Raw genomic sequence first — 17,148 nt, 5'->3', positions numbered from 1 at the left:
CGTGATGAGTGCTTCTACACCTTCGCCTCTGCGCGTCGCCATCATTGGCGCCGGGCAGGTCGCGGACAAAGTGCATGCCTCGTATTACGCCACGCGCAGTGATGTTCAGATGGTGGCTGTCATGGACAGCCATCCTGAACAGGCTCGGGCGTTTGCGAAGCGTCATGGTATTCCCTCGGTGTGGCAGGATACGCGAGAGATGCTCGAGGCGGTTAAGCCGGATGCGGTGAGCGTCTGTTCGCCTAACCGGTTCCATTTCGAGCACGTCATGGCCGCGCTGGAAGCGGGATGCCACGTGATGTGTGAAAAACCACCTGCTATGACGCCGCAGGAGGCCGATAGGATGCGCATGGCCGCGCGCAAGGCGGGGAAAGTGCTGGCGTATGATTTTCACCATCGTTTTGCTCTCGATACGCAGTTGCTTCGCGAGGCTGTGATGAAGGGGGCGTTGGGGGAAATTTATTACACCACGGCCCAGGCGCTGCGCCGCTGCGGGGTTCCAGGCTGGGGCGTCTTTACCAACAAAGCGCTACAGGGCGGTGGGCCTCTGATTGATATCGGTATCCATATGCTCGATGCCGCAATGTACGTGTTGGGGTTCCCGGCGGTAAAAAAGGTGACGGCACACGGCTTCCAGAAGCTGGGAAACCGTAAAAGCAGCGGCCAGTTTGGCGAGTGGGATCCCACGCAGTTTACCGTTGAGGACGCCCTGTTTGGCACGATTGAGTTCTGCAACGGTGGCATTCTGCGCCTCGACACGTCGTTTGCGCTCAATATCCGTGAGCAATCGATCATGAACGTCGCATTCTGCGGTGAAAAGGCGGGCGCTACGCTGTTCCCGGCGCACATCTACAACGATGAAGGCGGTGTTTTAGTCACCCTCACGCAGCGTGAAGAAGCTGACGACCAGCGTCATAAGCGCAGTATGGATGCCTTCGTACGGCATGTGCTGGGAGAGCCCGTCACGATAGCTGATGCGGAGCAGGGGCTGGTTATCCAGCAGCTTGTCGCCGCGCTGTATGAATCAGCAGAAACAGGGGAAAGCGTGACCTTATGCTAAACGTGTCTGTATTAACCGACCCGGGCTTTTGTCCACACAGCCTGAATAAATACGCCTCTATCATGGCCTGCGGTAATGGCTACATGGGGATCCGCGCTGCGCATGAAGAAGATTACACCCAGCAAACCCGAGGCATGTATCTTGCGGGTCTCTATCATCAGGCGGGTCGTAACGAGACCACTGAGCTGATCAATCTGCCGGATATCACCGGTATTGACGTTGAGCTGGATGGCGTCAATTTCACGCTCCTGTCAGGCGAAATTCTCGAGTGGCAGCGCGAGCTGGCGTTTGCCAACGGCGAACTTCATCGCCGCGTCGTCTGGCGCTCCCCCAACGGAAAGCGCTATCGCCTGGAGAGTCGTCGTTTTGTCTCTCTGGATCAGCTGCCGCTTGTGGCCATGCAGCTTTCGATCACACCGCTTGATGATGTCACGCAGGCCGTGCTGAAAACCGGCATTGATGCAACGCAAACGAACAGCGGCAGACAGCATCTGGATGAAATGTCGGTCAGAGTGTTTGACCAGCAATACATGCAGGGCGTGTATGAAACGCAGGACCGTGCGTCAGAAGTTGTTGTTTCGGCATATTGTCAGCTCTCAGCGAAGAGCGACAGCTGTTTCACCGCCAAAAATCGTCGTCTCAGCGTTCATCATTCGCTGACGATTGCGAAGGGTGACACTGTCACGTTAGAGAAGATCGTCTGGGTGACGCATCGCAGTGATAAAGCACTGTCGCAGGCCTCTTTCGCTCGCAACGCGCTGGCCGATCTTAAGGTCTGTGCGGCAAGAGGTTACGACGCATTGCTTGAGAGTTCGTCGTATGCCTGGGAAGAGGTCTGGCGTGACGCTCGGGTGGAAGTGGACTCTGCGGAGTATCAGGATCAGATGGCGCTGGATTACGCCGTCTGGCATTTGACCACCATGACACCTGCTCATGATGAGCGGAGCAGTATCGCCGCCAAGGGGCTGACGGGCGAGGGGTATAAAGGCCACGTCTTCTGGGATACCGAAATTTTCCTGCTGCCTTTCCATCTCTTCACGCGGCCCCGAGCCGCCCGCAGCCTGTTGCGCTATCGTTGGCTGAACCTGGCCGGGGCGCGGGAAAAAGCCCGTCGCAACGGCTGGCCAGGCGCGCTGTTCCCATGGGAGAGCGCCGCGAGCGGCAAAGAGGAGACGCCGGAGTTCGCGGCTATCAACATCCGAACCGGCACGCGCCAGAAGGTGGCCTCTGCGCTGGCGGAACACCACATCGTGGCGGACATTGCCTGGGCCGTCGTCGCTTACTGGCAGGCGACACACGATGATGCCTTTATGCGGAATGAAGGTCTGACGCTGCTGATGGAAACCGCTGCGTTCTGGATGGGCCGCGCAACGGAAATCAATGGTCGTCTCGAAATCCATGACGTCATCGGACCGGACGAATACACCGAGCATGTGAACAACAACGCTTATACCAACTATCTGGCCTGGCACAACGTCGCCTGCGCTCGCCAGTTTATGGCGATGTTTGGGCGCGAGGATGAAGGTTTTACGCAGAATGCCTCACGGTTCCTGGCGAGCTTATGGCTACCAGAGGCTGACGCGGACGGTGTGCTCCCCCAGGATGATACCTTCATGGCAAAACCTGCCATCGATCTGAGCCGCTACAAAGCCAAAGCGGGTAAGCAGACCATTCTGCTCGATTATTCCCGCGCGGAAGTGAACGAGATGCAGATTCTTAAGCAGGCCGATGTGGTGATGCTTAATTATCTACTACCGGAGCGGTTTACCCCGCAGCAGTGTGCCGCCAATCTGGCGTTCTACGAACCCCGCACAATCCATGACTCTTCGCTGAGCAAGGCCATCCACGGCATTGTGACCGCCCGCTGTGGTGACACCGAAGGTGCCTACGCCTTCTGGCGCGCTGGCGTGGCTATCGATCTGGGCGACGATCCGAACAGCAGCGACGACGGCATTCATGCCGCGGCCACGGGTGCTATCTGGTCCGGCGTCATTCAGGGCTTTGCCGGCATGCAGATAGTGGAAGGGGAGCTGCACCTTGCACCCAGGTTGCCAGCCCACTGGCGAAGACTTGCTTTCCCCCTGCGCTGGCGGAACGCCACGCTGCGCTTTACGTACGAAAACGAGGTTTTAACCATTGAAGCTTCGGCACCTGTCACGCTGACGCTGTGGGGCAAAACGCTACACGTATCGGGGCATAAAGTTTGTGCCTGTAAGGACTTTCTTACATCTGTGAATGGGACCGCTACCACAGAGGTGCACCATGACGCTTAAGGCTGTTGTATTCGATCTGGACGGTGTGATCACCGATACCGCACACCTCCATTTTTTGGCCTGGCGTGCAGTGGCGGAGGAAATCGGCATCACCATCGATGAAGTGTTTAACGAACAGCTGAAGGGTATTAGCCGCATGGATTCCCTTCAGCGCATCCTGAAGCATGGCGGGAAAGAGGGAACGTTTAGCGATGAGCAGTGCCTGGCGCTGGCGACGAAGAAAAACGCGTTCTATGTCCAGTCTCTGGCGTCACTGACGGAAGATTCACTGCTTCCCGGTATTCGCGACGTGCTGGCGGATATCCGTGCGGCGAACGTCAAAATTGGGCTCGCCTCCGTTTCCTTGAATGCCCCTGGCATCTTGCGCGCCCTGGGCATTCAGCACGCTTTTGATTTTTGCGCCGATGCTTCCCTCATTATCTGTTCGAAGCCTGACCCGGAGATCTTCCTCGCCGCCTGTGCTGGCCTGAATGTGCTTCCTGAAGAGGCCATGGGTATCGAAGATGCACCTGCAGGCGTTGAGGCGATCAACGCGGCGGGAATGCTATCGGTTGGGATTGGATCTGGCCTGGACCATGCGGGATTACAACTTCATTCAACGCGGGAACTGACCTGGAAATGTCTGACCGAGTTTTGGGCATCCCGGACGTATTGATAAGGAATTAACAATGGCTCAACTGTCTCTGAAACACATTCAGAAAATTTATGATAACCAGGTCCACGTGGTTAAGGATTTCAATCTCGAAATCGAAGATAAGGAGTTCATCGTCTTCGTCGGGCCTTCGGGCTGCGGTAAATCCACAACGCTGCGTATGATTGCCGGTCTGGAGGAGATCAGCGCGGGTGAACTGGTCATTGACGGCGTTTGCATGAACGACGTGCCCGCCAAGTCTCGCGATATCGCGATGGTGTTCCAGAACTATGCGCTTTACCCGCATATGACGGTCTACGACAACATGGCGTTTGGCCTGAAGATGCAGAAAATCGCCCCGGCGGTTATCGAAGAGCGCGTTCACTGGGCGGCACAGATCCTCGGCTTGCGGGAGTACCTCAAGCGTAAACCCGGCGCGCTGTCCGGCGGGCAGCGTCAGCGCGTGGCGTTGGGCAGGGCGATCGTGCGCGAAGCGGGCGTGTTCCTGATGGATGAACCGCTTTCCAACCTCGATGCCAAGCTTCGCGTGCAGATGCGGGCTGAAATCAGCAAGCTGCACCAGAAGCTTAATACCACCATGATTTATGTAACCCACGATCAGACGGAAGCCATGACGATGGCAACCCGCATCGTGATCTTAAAAGACGGCATTATTCAGCAGGTCGGTGCCCCGAAGCAGGTGTACAACGAACCGGCGAACATGTTTGTCGCAGGGTTTATTGGCTCGCCAGCCATGAACTTCATTCGCGGCGCTATCGATGACCGCTATTTCGTCACGGAAACGCTGCGTCTGGCGATCCCGGAAGACACGCTCGCTTCACTGAATGCCGCAGGGTATCAGCGCAAAGCCGTGGTCTTTGGCATCCGCCCGGAAGATATTCTCACTCTGCAGAGCAGCGGTGAAAACATCGCGGCGAAAGTCAGCGTCGCCGAACTGACCGGCGCGGAGTTCATGCTCTACGCCACCGTTGGCGGCCATGAACTGGTGGTTCGCGCAGGCGCCGCGAATGATTATGCTGCAGGGGATAATATCGACATCCAGTTCGATATGAATAAGTGCCATTTCTTCGACGCTGAAACCGAAGCGGCTATTAGATAAGAAAGGTGTTCGCCGGAAATGCAAATTTCCGGTTTTTTTGTTTGTAAATTATAAAGGGAATATTTAATGGGTACTCTACTAAGAAGTGCTGCGCTCGTTCTGTGCGCAGGGGTTAGCTGCGCACAAGCATCAGAAACAGCTAAACAGTGGGAATTTAATATTGGCGCGATGTATGAAATAGAAAACGTTGAAGGTCAGGCCGACGATAAAGATGGATTATATGAACCCTCCGTGTGGTTTAATGCAACCTGGGATGCGTGGACTATTTCTCTGGCGATGTATCAGGAGGGGCCGGTTGATTACAGCAGTATGACCCGTGGAACCTATTTTGACCGTCCTGAATTTGAATTACGCTATCGCTTTATCGGAACCGATGATTTTACTTTCGGTCTGACCGGTGGTTTCCGAAATTATGGTTATCACTTTAAAGATGAACACGGTGCCAAAGACGGCAGCGCGAATATGCAGCGCTACAAAATTCAGCCTGACTGGGACATTAAATTAACCGATGACTGGCGCTTTAGCGGCTGGTTTGCCATGTATCAGTTTGCCAACGATCTGGAAAAAACCGGCTATGCTGACAGCCGCGTCGAAACCGAAACGGGCTTTACATGGACCATTAACGAAACCTTTGTGGCTAAAGTGAATTACTATTTAGAGCGCGGCTTCAATATGGACAGTACCCGTAATAACGGTGAATTCTCCACCCAGGAAATTCGCGCCTATCTGCCTATTTCATTGGGCCAGACGACCCTAACGCCTTACACTCGACTGGGACTTGATCGCTGGACGAACTGGGACTGGCAGGACGATCCTGAGCGTGAAGGGCATAATTTCAACCGACTGGGTATGCAGTACGCCTATGACTTCAACAACGGTTTATCCATGACGCTGGAATACGCCTATGAGTGGGAAAATCATGACGAGGGTGAAAACGACCGCTTCCACTATGCGGGGGTTGGCGTAAACTACGCGTTCTGACCGACGACACGCCAGGGGCACTAAGCCCCTGGTTTTAGCGAAGGGAAGCAGCCAACAAAAAGTGGGTATCAACCAGCACTTTTTGCGGGGCGGGCTGACCGGCAATACGCCTGAAAAGAAGATCGCAGCTCTCTTCCCCCAGTTTTCGTGTGGGGATATCAAAGCCGCCAGGTGCGGGCGTTAAAATGAGAGACAGCATCGGGTCGCTGTATCCGGCTATCACCACCTGTTCCGGGATCATCAGATTCAACTCATCCGCCGCACGATAGAGGCTGAGCAACTTCATGCTGTCGGTCGCAAATACCGCATCAGGCGGCGTGGGTGACGACAACAGTTCCAGAGCCGCCGCGAGCGCACTCTCATGGGTATAACCGCCATCCCTGATCCAGTCCGGGTTAATGGCAATACGGTGCTTTTCCAGACTGGCTTTATAACCCGCCAGACGATCGATCGAAACATGATAATCAAGCGGCGCATGCAGACAGGCAATTTTTTGCCGACCGTTTTTTATAAAGGTTTCGGTCAGCGTGGCGCTGTCATGAAAATTATCCGTGTCGACGGAATAAATATTCTGATACTCACCTTCCACTTTGCCGATAACTACTACCGGTACGCCATATGCATCCAGCGTGGTGAAAAAGGATTCATTTGCGGGTGAACTCAGCATAATGATCCCTTTGATCATTTTCTGTTTTATTTTACTTACACATTTCAGCAGATCGTCTTCGCTGCTTTTTGAGGTTTGCAAAATAACATCAAACCCTTCTTCTTCCGCTTTAGCCGTAATGGCATGAAGGACATCGGAGAAAAAGGGATTACCGGCAGTGGTTTTGGTTGAACGGGTCGAAATAACCATAATGGCATCAAAGCCTGAAGAGGTCAGGGCGCGAGCCAGTTTGTTGGGTTGATAATTTAATTCGTCAATCGCCTTCAGCACTTTGTCACGTGCTTCGGGAGAAATATTGGTTTGTTTATTCAGAACGCGGGAAACGGTTGATTTCGATACGCCCGCAACCCGTGCGATATCATAGATGGTGGGTGACATACACCTTACTCACTCCGGACTGACAGCAATGCCGTTCATCTTACTGGAGAGAAAACGGCAATAGCAATAAATAAGAATTGATAATCAACGATCTGCCCCCATTTATTGTATTCTGAAGCCATGCATTCAAGGCTTCCAGGCAACGAAGGACGGCGATGAAGCGACTTAAGAACGAAATCAATTCACTGGTGAACCGTGGCGTTGACCGTCATCTGCGTCTGGCCGTGACGGGGCTGAGCCGCAGCGGTAAGACAGCGTTTATCACCGCGATGGTAAACCAGCTCCTGAACCTGCACGCCGGGGCGCGTCTGCCGTTGCTTAGCGCGGTGCGGGAAGAACGCCTGCTGGGCGTGAAGCGCGTCCCGCAGCGGGATTTTGGTATTCCACGTTTTACCTATGACGAAGGGCTGGCGCAGCTCTATGGCGATCCGCCCACCTGGCCGACGCCGACGCGAGGGGTCAGTGAAATTCGCCTCGCGCTGCGTTTTCGCTCGAATGAATCCCTGATGCGCCACTTCAAAGATACCTCCACGCTGTACCTGGAAATCGTCGATTACCCCGGCGAATGGCTGCTCGACTTGCCGATGCTGGCGCAGGATTACCTTAGCTGGTCCCGCCAGATGACGGGCCTGTTGCAGGGGCAGCGCGCCGGGTGGTCGGCCAAATGGCGACAGCTGTGCGAAGGTCTGGACCCGCTTGCGCCGGCCGATGAAAACCGTCTGGCGGCCATTGCCGACGCCTGGACGGCGTATTTGCACCAGTGCAAGCAGGAAGGGTTACACTTCATTCAGCCGGGGCGATTTGTTCTGCCGGGTGATTTAGCGGGCGCGCCTGCGCTTCAGTTCTTCCCCTGGCCGGATGTGGACGGGGTGGGCGAGTCGACGCTGGCGCAGGCGGATAAGCACACTAACGCCGGGATGCTGCGTGAGCGTTACCATTACTACTGTGAAAAAGTGGTCAAGGGATTCTATAAAAACCACTTTTTGCGATTTGACCGCCAGATTGTGCTGGTGGATTGTCTGCAGCCGCTCAACAGCGGGCCACAGGCCTTCAACGATATGCGTCTTGCGCTGACGCAGCTGATGCAAAGTTTTCACTACGGGCAGCGGACGCTGTTTCGCCGTCTGTTCTCACCGGTAATCGATAAACTGCTCTTTGCGGCCACGAAGGCCGATCACGTCACGGTCGACCAGCATGCCAATATGGTGTCGCTGCTGCAGCAGCTGGTGCAGGACGCCTGGCAAAACGCCGCCTTCGAAGGGATCGGCATGGATTGCCTTGGGCTCGCGTCCGTGCAGGCGACGCAAAGCGGGCTGATTGACCTTAACGGTGAGAAAATACCGGCATTACGCGGGAACCGGCTCAGCGACGGTGAACCGCTTACCGTGTATCCGGGCGAAGTGCCTGCGCGGCTGCCGGGTCAGGCCTTCTGGCAGAACCAGGGCTTCCAGTTTGAAGCCTTCCGCCCGCAGGCAATGAGCGTCGACAGGCCATTACCACATATCCGTCTGGATGCGGCGCTGGAGTTTTTGATTGGAGATAAATTGCGATGACGGAACCGTTAAAACCGCGCATAGACTTTACCGGAACGCTTGAGCAGAACCCTCAGGAGGCGTTCAAAACGGCGCAGACGTTCAGCGGTACCCAGGCCGATAACTTTGCCCCGGCGCTGCAGGACGAGCCGGTTGTTGAGGATGGTCCGGCGGAGGCGGTCGTGGACGCCGCGCTGCGTCCAAAACGCAGCCTGTGGCGCAGGATGGTCACCGCCGGTCTGGCGCTGTTTGGCGTAAGCGTGGTGGGTCAGGGCGTGCAGTGGACGATGAATGCCTGGCATACTCAGGACTGGGTGGCGCTGGGCGGATGTGCCGCAGGCGCGCTGATAGTGGGGGCTGGCGTCGGGTCGGTTGCCACCGAATGGCGTCGACTCTGGCGTCTGCGCCAGCGCGCGCACGAGCGTGATGAAGCGCGGGATCTGCTCCACAGTCACGGCACCGGGAAAGGGCGCGCGTTCTGTGAAAAGCTGGCCAGCCAGGCCGGAATCGATCAGTCGCATCCGGCGCTTCAACGCTGGTATGCCGCCATCCATGAAACCCAGAATGACCGGGAAGTGGTGACGCTCTACTCCCATATGGTTCAGCCGGTGCTGGATGCCCAGGCGCGACGCGAGATCAGTCGTTCTGCGGCGGAATCCACCCTGATGATTGCCGTTAGCCCGCTGGCGCTGGTCGATATGGCCTTTATCGCCTGGCGTAACCTGCGCCTGATCAACCGTATCGCGAACCTTTACGGCATAGAGCTGGGTTACTACAGTCGGCTCAGACTGTTCAAACTGGTCCTGCTCAATATCGCGTTCGCCGGGGCGAGTGAGCTGGTGCGCGAAGTGGGCATGGACTGGATGTCACAGGATCTGGCGGCGCGTCTTTCTGCCCGTGCCGCTCAGGGTATCGGCGCGGGATTATTAACGGCGCGTTTGGGAATTAAAGCGATGGAGGTCTGCCGTCCGCTGCCGTGGATTGATGGCGATAAGCCCCGGCTGGGGGATTTCAGGCGTGAGCTGATCGGCCAGCTCAAAGAGACGCTCAATAAAAAACCTGCTCCGTGAGGTTTTGTTCACTAATCGTGCTGGCTGTCAATATTTGTTGACAGCCATCTTCCGGATCACCGTGTTCTGACATATCATTTTACTGTTATTGGCTTAAAACGGTGAATTTCCCATGCGTCTTGAAGTCTTCTGTGAAGACCGTCTCGGTCTGACCCGCGAATTACTCGATCTTCTTGTTTTACGTAGCATTGATTTACGTGGCATTGAGATCGATCCTGTCGGGCGAATTTACCTCAATTTTGCCGAAATTGAATTTAATACCTTCAGCAGCCTGATGGCGGAAATCCGCCGTATCGCTGGCGTTACGGATGTACGCACCATTCCCTGGATGCCCTCTGAGCGTGAGCACCTGGCCCTGAGCGCGCTGCTGGAAGCCATGCCCGAGCCGTTCCTCTCCCTGGATTTGAAGAGCAAAGTTGAGCGCGTTAACCACGCGAGCTGCCAGCTGTTCGCGCAGAGTCAGGAGAAGCTCAGCAATCATAACGCCGCGCAGCTGATCCCCGGCTTTAACTTCCAGCGCTGGCTGGACAGCAATCCGCAGAACACGCTTAGCGAGCATGTGGTGATTAACGGACAGAATTTCCTGATGGAGATCACGCCGGTCTATCTGAAAGGAGAAGGGAATACTCGAGTGTTGACCGGGGCAGTGATCATGCTGCGCTCGACGTTACGCATGGGTCGCCAGCTGCAAAACCTCTCCAGTCAGGACGTTGGCGCATTCAGCCAGATTATCGCCGTCAGCCCGAAAATGCGCCATGTGGTTGATCAGGCGCGCAAGCTCGCAAGCCTGACCGCGCCGCTGCTGATTACCGGGGATACCGGCACCGGGAAAGACCTGCTGGCTCACGCCGTGCATCAGGCGAGTCCGCGTGCGGCTAAGCCTTATCTGGCACTTAACTGCGCCTCTATTCCGGAAGATGCCGTTGAAAGCGAGCTGTTTGGTCACGCGCCGGAAGGCAAGAAAGGGTTCTTCGAGCAGGCTAACGGCGGCTCGGTGCTGCTGGACGAAATCGGCGAAATGTCGCCGCGTATGCAGGCTAAGCTGCTGCGTTTCCTGAACGACGGAACGTTCCGCCGCGTCGGTGAGGATCACGAAGTGCATGTGGACGTGCGCGTCATTTGCGCCACCCAGAAAAACCTGGTTGAACTGGTGCAAAAGGGGATCTTCCGCGAAGATCTCTATTACCGCCTCAACGTCCTGACGCTGAATATTCCGCCGCTGCGCGATTGCCCCCAGGACATCATGCCGCTTACGGAGCTGTTCGTCGCCCGCTTTGCCGACGAGCAGGGGGTGCCGCGTCCGAAACTGTCTGCCGATCTTGGCACGGTGCTCATGCGCTACGGCTGGCCGGGCAACATTCGTCAGCTCAAAAACGCCGTATATCGCGCGCTGACCCAGCTTGAAGGGTATGAGCTGCGCCCGCAGGATATCCTGCTGCCGGATTACGATGCCGGAACGGTATCGGTAGGCGAAGAGGCGATGGAAGGGTCGCTGGACGATATCACCAGCCGTTTCGAGCGTTCTGTGCTGACGCAGCTGTACCGCAGCTATCCCAGCACCCGCAAGCTGGCAAAACGTCTTGGCGTCTCGCACACCGCAATCGCGAATAAGCTGCGTGAGTACGGTTTGAATCATAAGAAAGGTGACGAATAACAAAAAAGCCTCTGCAAAGAGGCTTTTTACTTTACGTTTATTCCTTCGCCATCGGCGTGTTAACGATTTCTGTTTTTGTCTCTCCCTGTATCGACGCAATCCTGCTTTCGATGTCTTTCACCTGCTGCGGGCTGTGCAGCAGGGTATAGGTCAGATCGAACTGCGCGCTGGCGCCTGGCTCCAGCTGCTTAACCCGCTTCTGCTCGCGTTCAATCGTCACGGGGTAGGCGTAGCTGGTACCCGGTTCGATGCCCGTGACATAACCCTGCTTCAGCGTGTCGGTATTTTTCCATAAGGTCAGCACAGGCAGCTGGCGCGTATCAAACTGGATTGATGCGCCTTTATCTCCGGCTTTGTTGACCACTGCCGCGAGCGTTTCGTGGTTGTTGTCTGCGAGCGGTTTAATGTTAAAGACCATCTCATCAAAGCCCTTTGTCGGCCCGGCGTAGGTTTGCCAGTCGTTAATGCCCGCTTTGGCGTAGTCATTGAATGGGCTCACGCTCACCGCAGGCGCAAGGAATCGGGCGCCTTCTTCGAGGATTGGCGTGCCGAAGTTGCTGTGATAGATGATTTGGTAATCATGAGGGTAATCTGCATGGTTGGTCAGAACATCATGCAGGCTGAACTGGTTGGTTCCGGGGACGTAGCGCAGTTCGGTCATGGTTTGCAGATCCGCTTTTTTGAACGTGCTCTCTTTGATCAAACCCCGAACGCGGATCTCATGCGGAGCGGCATCCGCAACCTCGACCTCTACCTGCGATACCGGTGTATTACCGGCTCTGCCATGCAGGGTATAAATTTGCCCGTCCGCGGTGACCGGGTGCCCTGTCCACTCATAGCCACAGCGCACCATCATCTCGTTGAAACCATCCAGCCAGCCGAGACCGTTGCGGCTTTCAAGATTGATATAAGCCGGGTTCACGACCTCTTTGACGGGGGAATTCCAACCCAGTCGGGTGCCAAAGCCTTCTACGTGCAGAAGGTTCATCCCGCGGGTCGGGCTCAGGGTGATGGTGAGGCCATCTTTGCTGCTAATAATGATGACTTTGCTGCCTTCCTGCTTGCCGCCATGTAAGACTTTTTGCTCAATGCTGAACGTTTGATTCTTAACTTTCAGCTCGTCACTGGAAATCTTCCAGTTTCCTTTCTCTACGCTGCTTTCAGCGCTTGTCAGCACCCAGGTTTTAGCCGCAGCATGACCAGAAATCAGGACCGCAAGGAGCGTAAAAGCGAATTTAATCTTCATATATTATCCTTTTTGCTGAAACGATTATTTTCTTTCGTAAGCAAATCTAATGTTTAGACAAAAAGGGAAATGTGATGTGCTTCACTGGGGATGAAAATAGGGAATTTTAACGATTATTATGCGTTATTGATCACGCTCATGTTACATATTGCCTAAGTTATTGCATGATTAATGTGACTTACGAGCATTTAAGCTTTAACGATTCAGCTTTGAAGTAATAAAAAACCCCGCCGCAGCGAGGTTGAGAATAAGTTGTATAGAATGCTAAGGACTTATTATGCTTTCAGCACGTCCAGCGCGGCAGTGTAGTCCGGCTCGGTGGTGATTTCGTTAACCAGTTCGCTGAAGACGACGGTGTCGTTTTCATCCAGAACCAGTACAGCACGTGCTGCCAGACCCTTCAGTGGGCCTTCAGCAATGCTGACGCCATATTTCTCGAGGAAATCTGCGCTGCGCAGGGTGGAGAGGGTAATAACGTTGCTCAGGCCTTCGGCACCACAGAAACGGGACTGGGCAAACGGCAGGTCAGCGGAAATGCACAGCACAACGGTGTTGTCCATTTCAGTCGCCAGCTGATTGAATTTACGCACGGATGCGGCACAAACACCGGTATCAATGCTTGGGAAAATGTTCAGTACTTTGCGTTTGCCCGCAAACTGAGCCAGTGTGACGTCAGACAGATCTTTAGCCACCAGAGTAAAAGCCTGCGCTTTGCTGCCAGCCTGCGGAATGGAACCTGCTACAGCAACCGGGTTGCCCTGGAAATGAACGAGTTGTGACATAGATATCTTCCTGTTTACATATAGTTAACGTCGGGGCTAGTGTATGCCATCAGCGGATAACACGGCAAACCAAATTTTTCGCCTTACCGGGCCGCAAGGAGTCAGTGATGAGAAGCGTTAAGGTCTATGAAGAAGCCTGGCCATTGCATACCCCGTTTGTGATCTCTCGCGGCAGCCGAAGTGAAGCCAGCGTGGTCGTAGTTGAAATCGAAGAAGAGGGTATGAAAGGCGTCGGGGAATGTACGCCTTACCCGCGCTACGGAGAAAGTCCTGCGTCGGTGATGGCGCAGATCATGACCCTGGTGCCTGACCTGCAAAAAGGTCTCACGCGCGAGGCGTTACAGCAGCGTTTACCCGCCGGGGCGGCGCGCAACGCCATCGACTGTGCGCTCTGGAGCCTTGAAGCCGCTAAGCAGCAAAAATCGCTGACGTCCTTGCTGGGTGTGGTCGTGCCGGAATCGATCGTGACGGCGCAGACGGTCGTGATTGGTGAGCCGGAGCAAATGGCCGCCAGTGCGAAAGCGCTCTATGACGCCGGGGCCACGCTGTTAAAAGTGAAGCTCGACGATCGTCTGATCAGCGAGCGGATGGTCGCTATTCGCTCGGCGGTACCCTCAGCCACGCTGATTGTGGACGCCAACGAGTCGTGGCATCCCGAGGGGCTGGCCGCACGATGCCAGCTGCTGGCCGATCTGGGCGTAGCGATGCTGGAGCAGCCTCTGCCGGTAAAAGAGGATGCAGCGCTGAAGAATTTTATCCATCCGTTGCCCGTGTGCGCGGATGAAAGCTGCCACACCCGCGAAAATTTGAGCGAGCTTAAGGGCTGCTATGAGATGGTCAATATCAAGCTCGACAAGGCAGGCGGACTGACAGAAGCCCTGGCCCTTGCAGCGGAAGCCCGGGCGCAGGGGGTCGCCCTGATGCTGGGATGCATGCTCTGCACCTCCCGGGCGATCGGCGCGGCGCTGCCGCTGGTCAACCAAGTTCGTTTCGCCGATCTGGATGGCCCGACGTGGCTGGCGGTTGACGTTTCACCGGCCCTTAAATTTACCAGCGGCGTGCTTCATCTCTGAGGCTGCCAGCGCAGAAGCTCCATCATCGCTTTTAGGTAAATTTCGCTGGCTTCGTCGGAGGATATCGGCGGGAATTCAGCGGTGATGCAGGGCAGGCTCAAATCGGCACACCAGCTTCCGAATGATCCGGGTGTTTCATACCCCACGCTGGTGACGAGCGGCAGGCCGAAAGCCTGTGCCAGCCACGCGCCCAGGTCGGAGTGACGCGGATCTTCAATGCAGGCCAGCGGATCGTGGAAGGAGACAACCCAGGCGGGGTGGATCTTATGGATAAGCTGGCACAGCGCCTGCGTTTCAGGCTCCGAGCCGGGCTTGTCTCCCGTCAGCAGCACCACGTCCCGCTCCTCGGCTGAGCTGTTCCAGCGATACACCGTTTCTCCGGCGCGCCAGTTTGCCGCCGGGAAATTACGGTTCAGGTCGATCCCCCTCGCATTTGCCCGTAATCCAAGCTGGCAGCCATCCGGATTCACGGCAAGAATCACATGATGGCGTCGTAATGACGGCGTCAGCGTCCGCAGCGCGCACGAGAGCGTGACGACAGACGAGTTCTCATCACCGTGCGTGCCGGCAATGATCAAACCGCTGTCGCGATCGGCATCGGGTGCCGGGAACCAGATCAGCGATGCGCCTAAAAATGAGCGGCCATATTGTTCCGCGCCCGGAGGAAAGGCGCCGCGTTCCGCGCGTGGTCGGGTGGTTGCCATACGAAATCCTGATAAAAAAATCTCTACTGGCAGTGTTGTGCAAAAGCCGCTGTTAATCAAATAGTTTCCGTAACGGCTGAGAATTGCCTTAAATCACTATTCAGGCGTAAGTTATTTGCATTTCTTATTGTCGAAACAAATAATTACGCATCTGCTTGTTACCTGAATTTATTAAAGGGGATCTTATGAAGCATCCTGTTTCGCGTCTTTTTACCGCACTGTGTCTGTGCGGGCTCTCTACACTCTCATACGCTGCTGATGTGCCGCAGGGCACGGTACTGGCGCAAAAACAGGAGCTGGTCAGGCATATTAAAGACGAACCTGCCTCGCTCGATCCGGCAAAAGCGGTGGGGTTGCCCGAGATTCAGGTGATTCGCGATCTTTTCGAAGGGCTGGTGAATCAGAACGAGAAAGGGGAGCTCACTCCGGGCGTGGCGACGCGCTGGCAGAGCAACGATAACCGTATCTGGACGTTTACCCTGCGTGACAACGCGAAATGGTCTGACGGTACGCCCGTCACCGCGCAGGATTTTGTCTACAGCTGGCAGCGTCTGGTTGACCCGAAAACCACGTCTCCGTTTGCCTGGTTTGCGGCGCTGGCGGGTATCAACAACGCGCAGGCCATTATCGATGGTAAAGCGGCGCCTGACACCCTGGGCGTGACGGCGGTGGATGCCAGAACCTTACGCGTCCAGCTGGACAAACCGCTACCGTGGTTCAGCAACCTGACGGCAAACTTTGCCTTCTATCCGGTACAAAAAGCGAACGTTGAAAGCGGTAAAGAGTGGACGCGTCCGGGTGCCCTGGTGGGCAATGGCGCATACGTCCTGAACGACCGCGTGGTGAATGAAAAACTGGTTGTCGTTCCGAATACCCACTACTGGGACAATGCGAAAACTGTCCTGCAAAAAGTGACCTTCATTCCGATCAATCAGGAATCATCCGCCACCAAACGCTATCTGGCGGGGGATATTGATATCACCGAATCGTTCCCGAAAAACATGTATCAGAAGCTCCTGAAGGACATTCCGGGACAGGTATATACGCCGCCTCAGCTCGGAACCTACTACTACGCGTTTAACACGCAAAAGGGCCCGACGGCCGATGCCCGGGTTCGTCTTGCCCTGAGCATGACCATCGATCGCCGCATTATGGCGGAGAAGGTATTAGGTACCGGTGAGAAGCCGGCCTGGCATTTCACGCCTGACGTGACGGCGGGCTTCACGCCTGAACCTTCACCGTTCGAGCAGATGTCACAGCAGGAGCTGAATGCTCAGGCGAAAACCTTGCTCCAGGCCGCAGGTTACGGTCCTCAGCGTCCGCTGAAATTGACCCTGCTGTACAACACCTCGGAAAACCACCAGAAAATCGCCATTGCGGTGGCGTCAATGTGGAAGAAAAATCTCGGTGTGGACGTCAAGCTGCAAAACCAGGAGTGGAAAACCTATATCGACAGCCGTAATACCGGCAATTTTGATGTGATCCGCGCGTCATGGGTAGGCGATTACAACGAGCCATCGACCTTCCTGTCCCTGCTGACCTCAACCCACAGCGGCAATATCTCGCGTTTCAATGACCCAGCCTACGATAAAATTATCAACCAGGCAACGCTGGAAACCACGGCGAAAGCGCGTAATACGGATTACAACATGGCGGAGAAAATCCTCATGGAGAAAGCGCCCATCGCGCCAATTTATCAGTACACCAATGGTCGTCTGATTAAGCCCTGGGTGAAGGGCTACCCCATCAAAAACCCGGAAGACGTGGCGTATAGCCGGACAATGTATATTGAGAAACACTGACGCCCAGGGGTTCACTACTACCAAATCCAGAACTGGCGCGGAGTACAGCGCCAGTTGCTCCTTCTGATCCTCTCCCGCCACAGCAGAAAATAGCACTTTCCTGACGATACTCGCGCTGATATTTATCAGGCGATTCAAAAAACACAATACGTAATTGTGGGTAAAAATTGCATGT

The 17,148-nt window shown here is 55.3% G+C and carries 14 protein-coding genes; 10 read left to right on the top strand and 4 right to left on the bottom strand.

Annotated elements, in window-relative coordinates:
• Window position 1 precedes the first annotated feature (1 nt).
• The 5 genes from GXP72_RS12790 to GXP72_RS12770 all read left to right on the top strand — a co-directional run bounded on the left by GXP72_RS12790 (window position 2) and on the right by GXP72_RS12770 (window position 6,065).
• Window positions 2-1,060, top strand: a complete 1,059-nt coding sequence (locus GXP72_RS12790) for a Gfo/Idh/MocA family oxidoreductase (RefSeq protein ID WP_090418156.1) — start codon at window positions 2-4, stop codon at window positions 1,058-1,060.
• On the top strand, window positions 1,054-3,333 hold the full coding sequence (locus GXP72_RS12785) for a glycoside hydrolase family 65 protein (RefSeq protein WP_208762966.1): 2,280 nt from the start codon (window positions 1,054-1,056) through the stop codon (window positions 3,331-3,333). Before GXP72_RS12790 ends, GXP72_RS12785 begins: the two co-directional genes overlap by 7 nt.
• Complete coding sequence (pgmB, locus tag GXP72_RS12780; protein ID WP_208762965.1) at window positions 3,323-3,988, top strand: beta-phosphoglucomutase; 666 nt, start codon at window positions 3,323-3,325, stop codon at window positions 3,986-3,988. Before GXP72_RS12785 ends, pgmB begins: the two co-directional genes overlap by 11 nt.
• A gap of 13 nt (window positions 3,989-4,001) precedes the next feature.
• Entirely contained in the window at window positions 4,002-5,084 is a 1,083-nt protein-coding gene (locus GXP72_RS12775; protein ID WP_157189291.1) for an ABC transporter ATP-binding protein, read from the top strand.
• Between the two features lie 66 nt (window positions 5,085-5,150).
• Entirely contained in the window at window positions 5,151-6,065 is a 915-nt protein-coding gene (locus GXP72_RS12770; protein ID WP_208762964.1) for an OmpG family monomeric porin, read from the top strand.
• A gap of 34 nt (window positions 6,066-6,099) precedes the next feature.
• Here GXP72_RS12770 and GXP72_RS12765 read toward each other — a convergent pair whose 3' ends face one another.
• Window positions 6,100-7,110, bottom strand: coding sequence for a LacI family DNA-binding transcriptional regulator (locus GXP72_RS12765; protein WP_024907151.1), 1,011 nt, complete (start codon window positions 7,108-7,110; stop codon window positions 6,100-6,102).
• A 155-nt stretch (window positions 7,111-7,265) separates the two neighbouring features.
• Between GXP72_RS12765 and GXP72_RS12760 the strand changes: the two genes are divergently transcribed.
• The 3 genes from GXP72_RS12760 (at window position 7,266) to tyrR (ending at window position 11,366) form a co-directional block, all read left to right on the top strand.
• A complete protein-coding gene (locus GXP72_RS12760; RefSeq protein WP_024907152.1) occupies window positions 7,266-8,663 on the top strand; it encodes a YcjX family protein in 1,398 nt (465 codons plus the stop codon).
• The gene (locus GXP72_RS12755) at window positions 8,660-9,712 is read left to right on the top strand and encodes a YcjF family protein (protein ID WP_208762963.1); all 1,053 of its coding nucleotides are present in this window, start codon (window positions 8,660-8,662) and stop codon (window positions 9,710-9,712) included. The genes GXP72_RS12760 and GXP72_RS12755 overlap by 4 nt, the downstream gene beginning before the upstream one ends.
• Before the next feature lie 112 nt (window positions 9,713-9,824).
• On the top strand, window positions 9,825-11,366 hold the full coding sequence (tyrR, locus tag GXP72_RS12750) for a transcriptional regulator TyrR (protein ID WP_148768895.1): 1,542 nt from the start codon (window positions 9,825-9,827) through the stop codon (window positions 11,364-11,366).
• 37 nt (window positions 11,367-11,403) lie between these two features.
• Here the strand turns inward: tyrR and GXP72_RS12745 are convergent, their stop codons facing one another.
• Window positions 11,404-12,612, bottom strand: a complete 1,209-nt coding sequence (locus GXP72_RS12745) for an aldose 1-epimerase family protein (protein WP_208762962.1) — start codon at window positions 12,610-12,612, stop codon at window positions 11,404-11,406.
• A 275-nt stretch (window positions 12,613-12,887) separates the two neighbouring features.
• Window positions 12,888-13,394, bottom strand: coding sequence for a thiol peroxidase (gene tpx, locus GXP72_RS12740; RefSeq protein WP_023335907.1), 507 nt, complete (start codon window positions 13,392-13,394; stop codon window positions 12,888-12,890).
• Between the two features lie 107 nt (window positions 13,395-13,501).
• On the opposite strand from tpx, the gene ycjG reads away from it, so the two are divergent.
• Window positions 13,502-14,467, top strand: coding sequence for an L-Ala-D/L-Glu epimerase (gene ycjG / locus GXP72_RS12735; RefSeq protein ID WP_208762961.1), 966 nt, complete (start codon window positions 13,502-13,504; stop codon window positions 14,465-14,467).
• On the opposite strand, the gene mpaA is transcribed toward ycjG, so the two are convergent.
• Entirely contained in the window at window positions 14,458-15,171 is a 714-nt protein-coding gene (mpaA, locus tag GXP72_RS12730; protein WP_208762960.1) for a murein tripeptide amidase MpaA, read from the bottom strand. The two genes, ycjG and mpaA, sit on opposite strands and share 10 nt — an antisense overlap.
• A 185-nt stretch (window positions 15,172-15,356) precedes the next feature.
• On the opposite strand from mpaA, the gene GXP72_RS12725 reads away from it, so the two are divergent.
• The gene (locus GXP72_RS12725; RefSeq protein ID WP_208762959.1) at window positions 15,357-16,973 is read left to right on the top strand and encodes a peptide ABC transporter substrate-binding protein; all 1,617 of its coding nucleotides are present in this window, start codon (window positions 15,357-15,359) and stop codon (window positions 16,971-16,973) included.
• Window positions 16,974-17,148: the final 175 nt, after the last annotated feature.

Origin of the sequence: Enterobacter sp. SES19, assembly GCF_011765665.1 — a bacterium.
In the GTDB taxonomy this organism is placed as follows: Bacteria; Pseudomonadota; Gammaproteobacteria; order Enterobacterales; family Enterobacteriaceae; genus Enterobacter; species Enterobacter pseudoroggenkampii.
This window is presented reverse-complemented; position numbering and strand designations above follow the sequence as displayed.

Excerpts from the sequence above, each read along its gene's own strand:
- GXP72_RS12775 (WP_157189291.1), top strand. The coding sequence starts at position 4,002 with ATGGCTCAACTGTCTCTGAAACACATTCAGAAAATTTATGATAACCAG.
- mpaA (WP_208762960.1), bottom strand. The coding sequence starts at position 15,171 with ATGGCAACCACCCGACCACGCGCGGAACGCGGCGCCTTTCCTCCGGGC.
- pgmB (WP_208762965.1), top strand. The coding sequence starts at position 3,323 with ATGACGCTTAAGGCTGTTGTATTCGATCTGGACGGTGTGATCACCGAT.
- tyrR (WP_148768895.1), top strand. The coding sequence starts at position 9,825 with ATGCGTCTTGAAGTCTTCTGTGAAGACCGTCTCGGTCTGACCCGCGAA.
- GXP72_RS12745 (WP_208762962.1), bottom strand. The coding sequence starts at position 12,612 with ATGAAGATTAAATTCGCTTTTACGCTCCTTGCGGTCCTGATTTCTGGT.
- GXP72_RS12785 (WP_208762966.1), top strand. The coding sequence starts at position 1,054 with ATGCTAAACGTGTCTGTATTAACCGACCCGGGCTTTTGTCCACACAGC.
- GXP72_RS12770 (WP_208762964.1), top strand. The coding sequence starts at position 5,151 with ATGGGTACTCTACTAAGAAGTGCTGCGCTCGTTCTGTGCGCAGGGGTT.
- GXP72_RS12760 (WP_024907152.1), top strand. The coding sequence starts at position 7,266 with ATGAAGCGACTTAAGAACGAAATCAATTCACTGGTGAACCGTGGCGTT.
- GXP72_RS12725 (WP_208762959.1), top strand. The coding sequence starts at position 15,357 with ATGAAGCATCCTGTTTCGCGTCTTTTTACCGCACTGTGTCTGTGCGGG.
- tpx (WP_023335907.1), bottom strand. The coding sequence starts at position 13,394 with ATGTCACAACTCGTTCATTTCCAGGGCAACCCGGTTGCTGTAGCAGGT.
- GXP72_RS12755 (WP_208762963.1), top strand. The coding sequence starts at position 8,660 with ATGACGGAACCGTTAAAACCGCGCATAGACTTTACCGGAACGCTTGAG.
- GXP72_RS12765 (WP_024907151.1), bottom strand. The coding sequence starts at position 7,110 with ATGTCACCCACCATCTATGATATCGCACGGGTTGCGGGCGTATCGAAA.
- ycjG (WP_208762961.1), top strand. The coding sequence starts at position 13,502 with ATGAGAAGCGTTAAGGTCTATGAAGAAGCCTGGCCATTGCATACCCCG.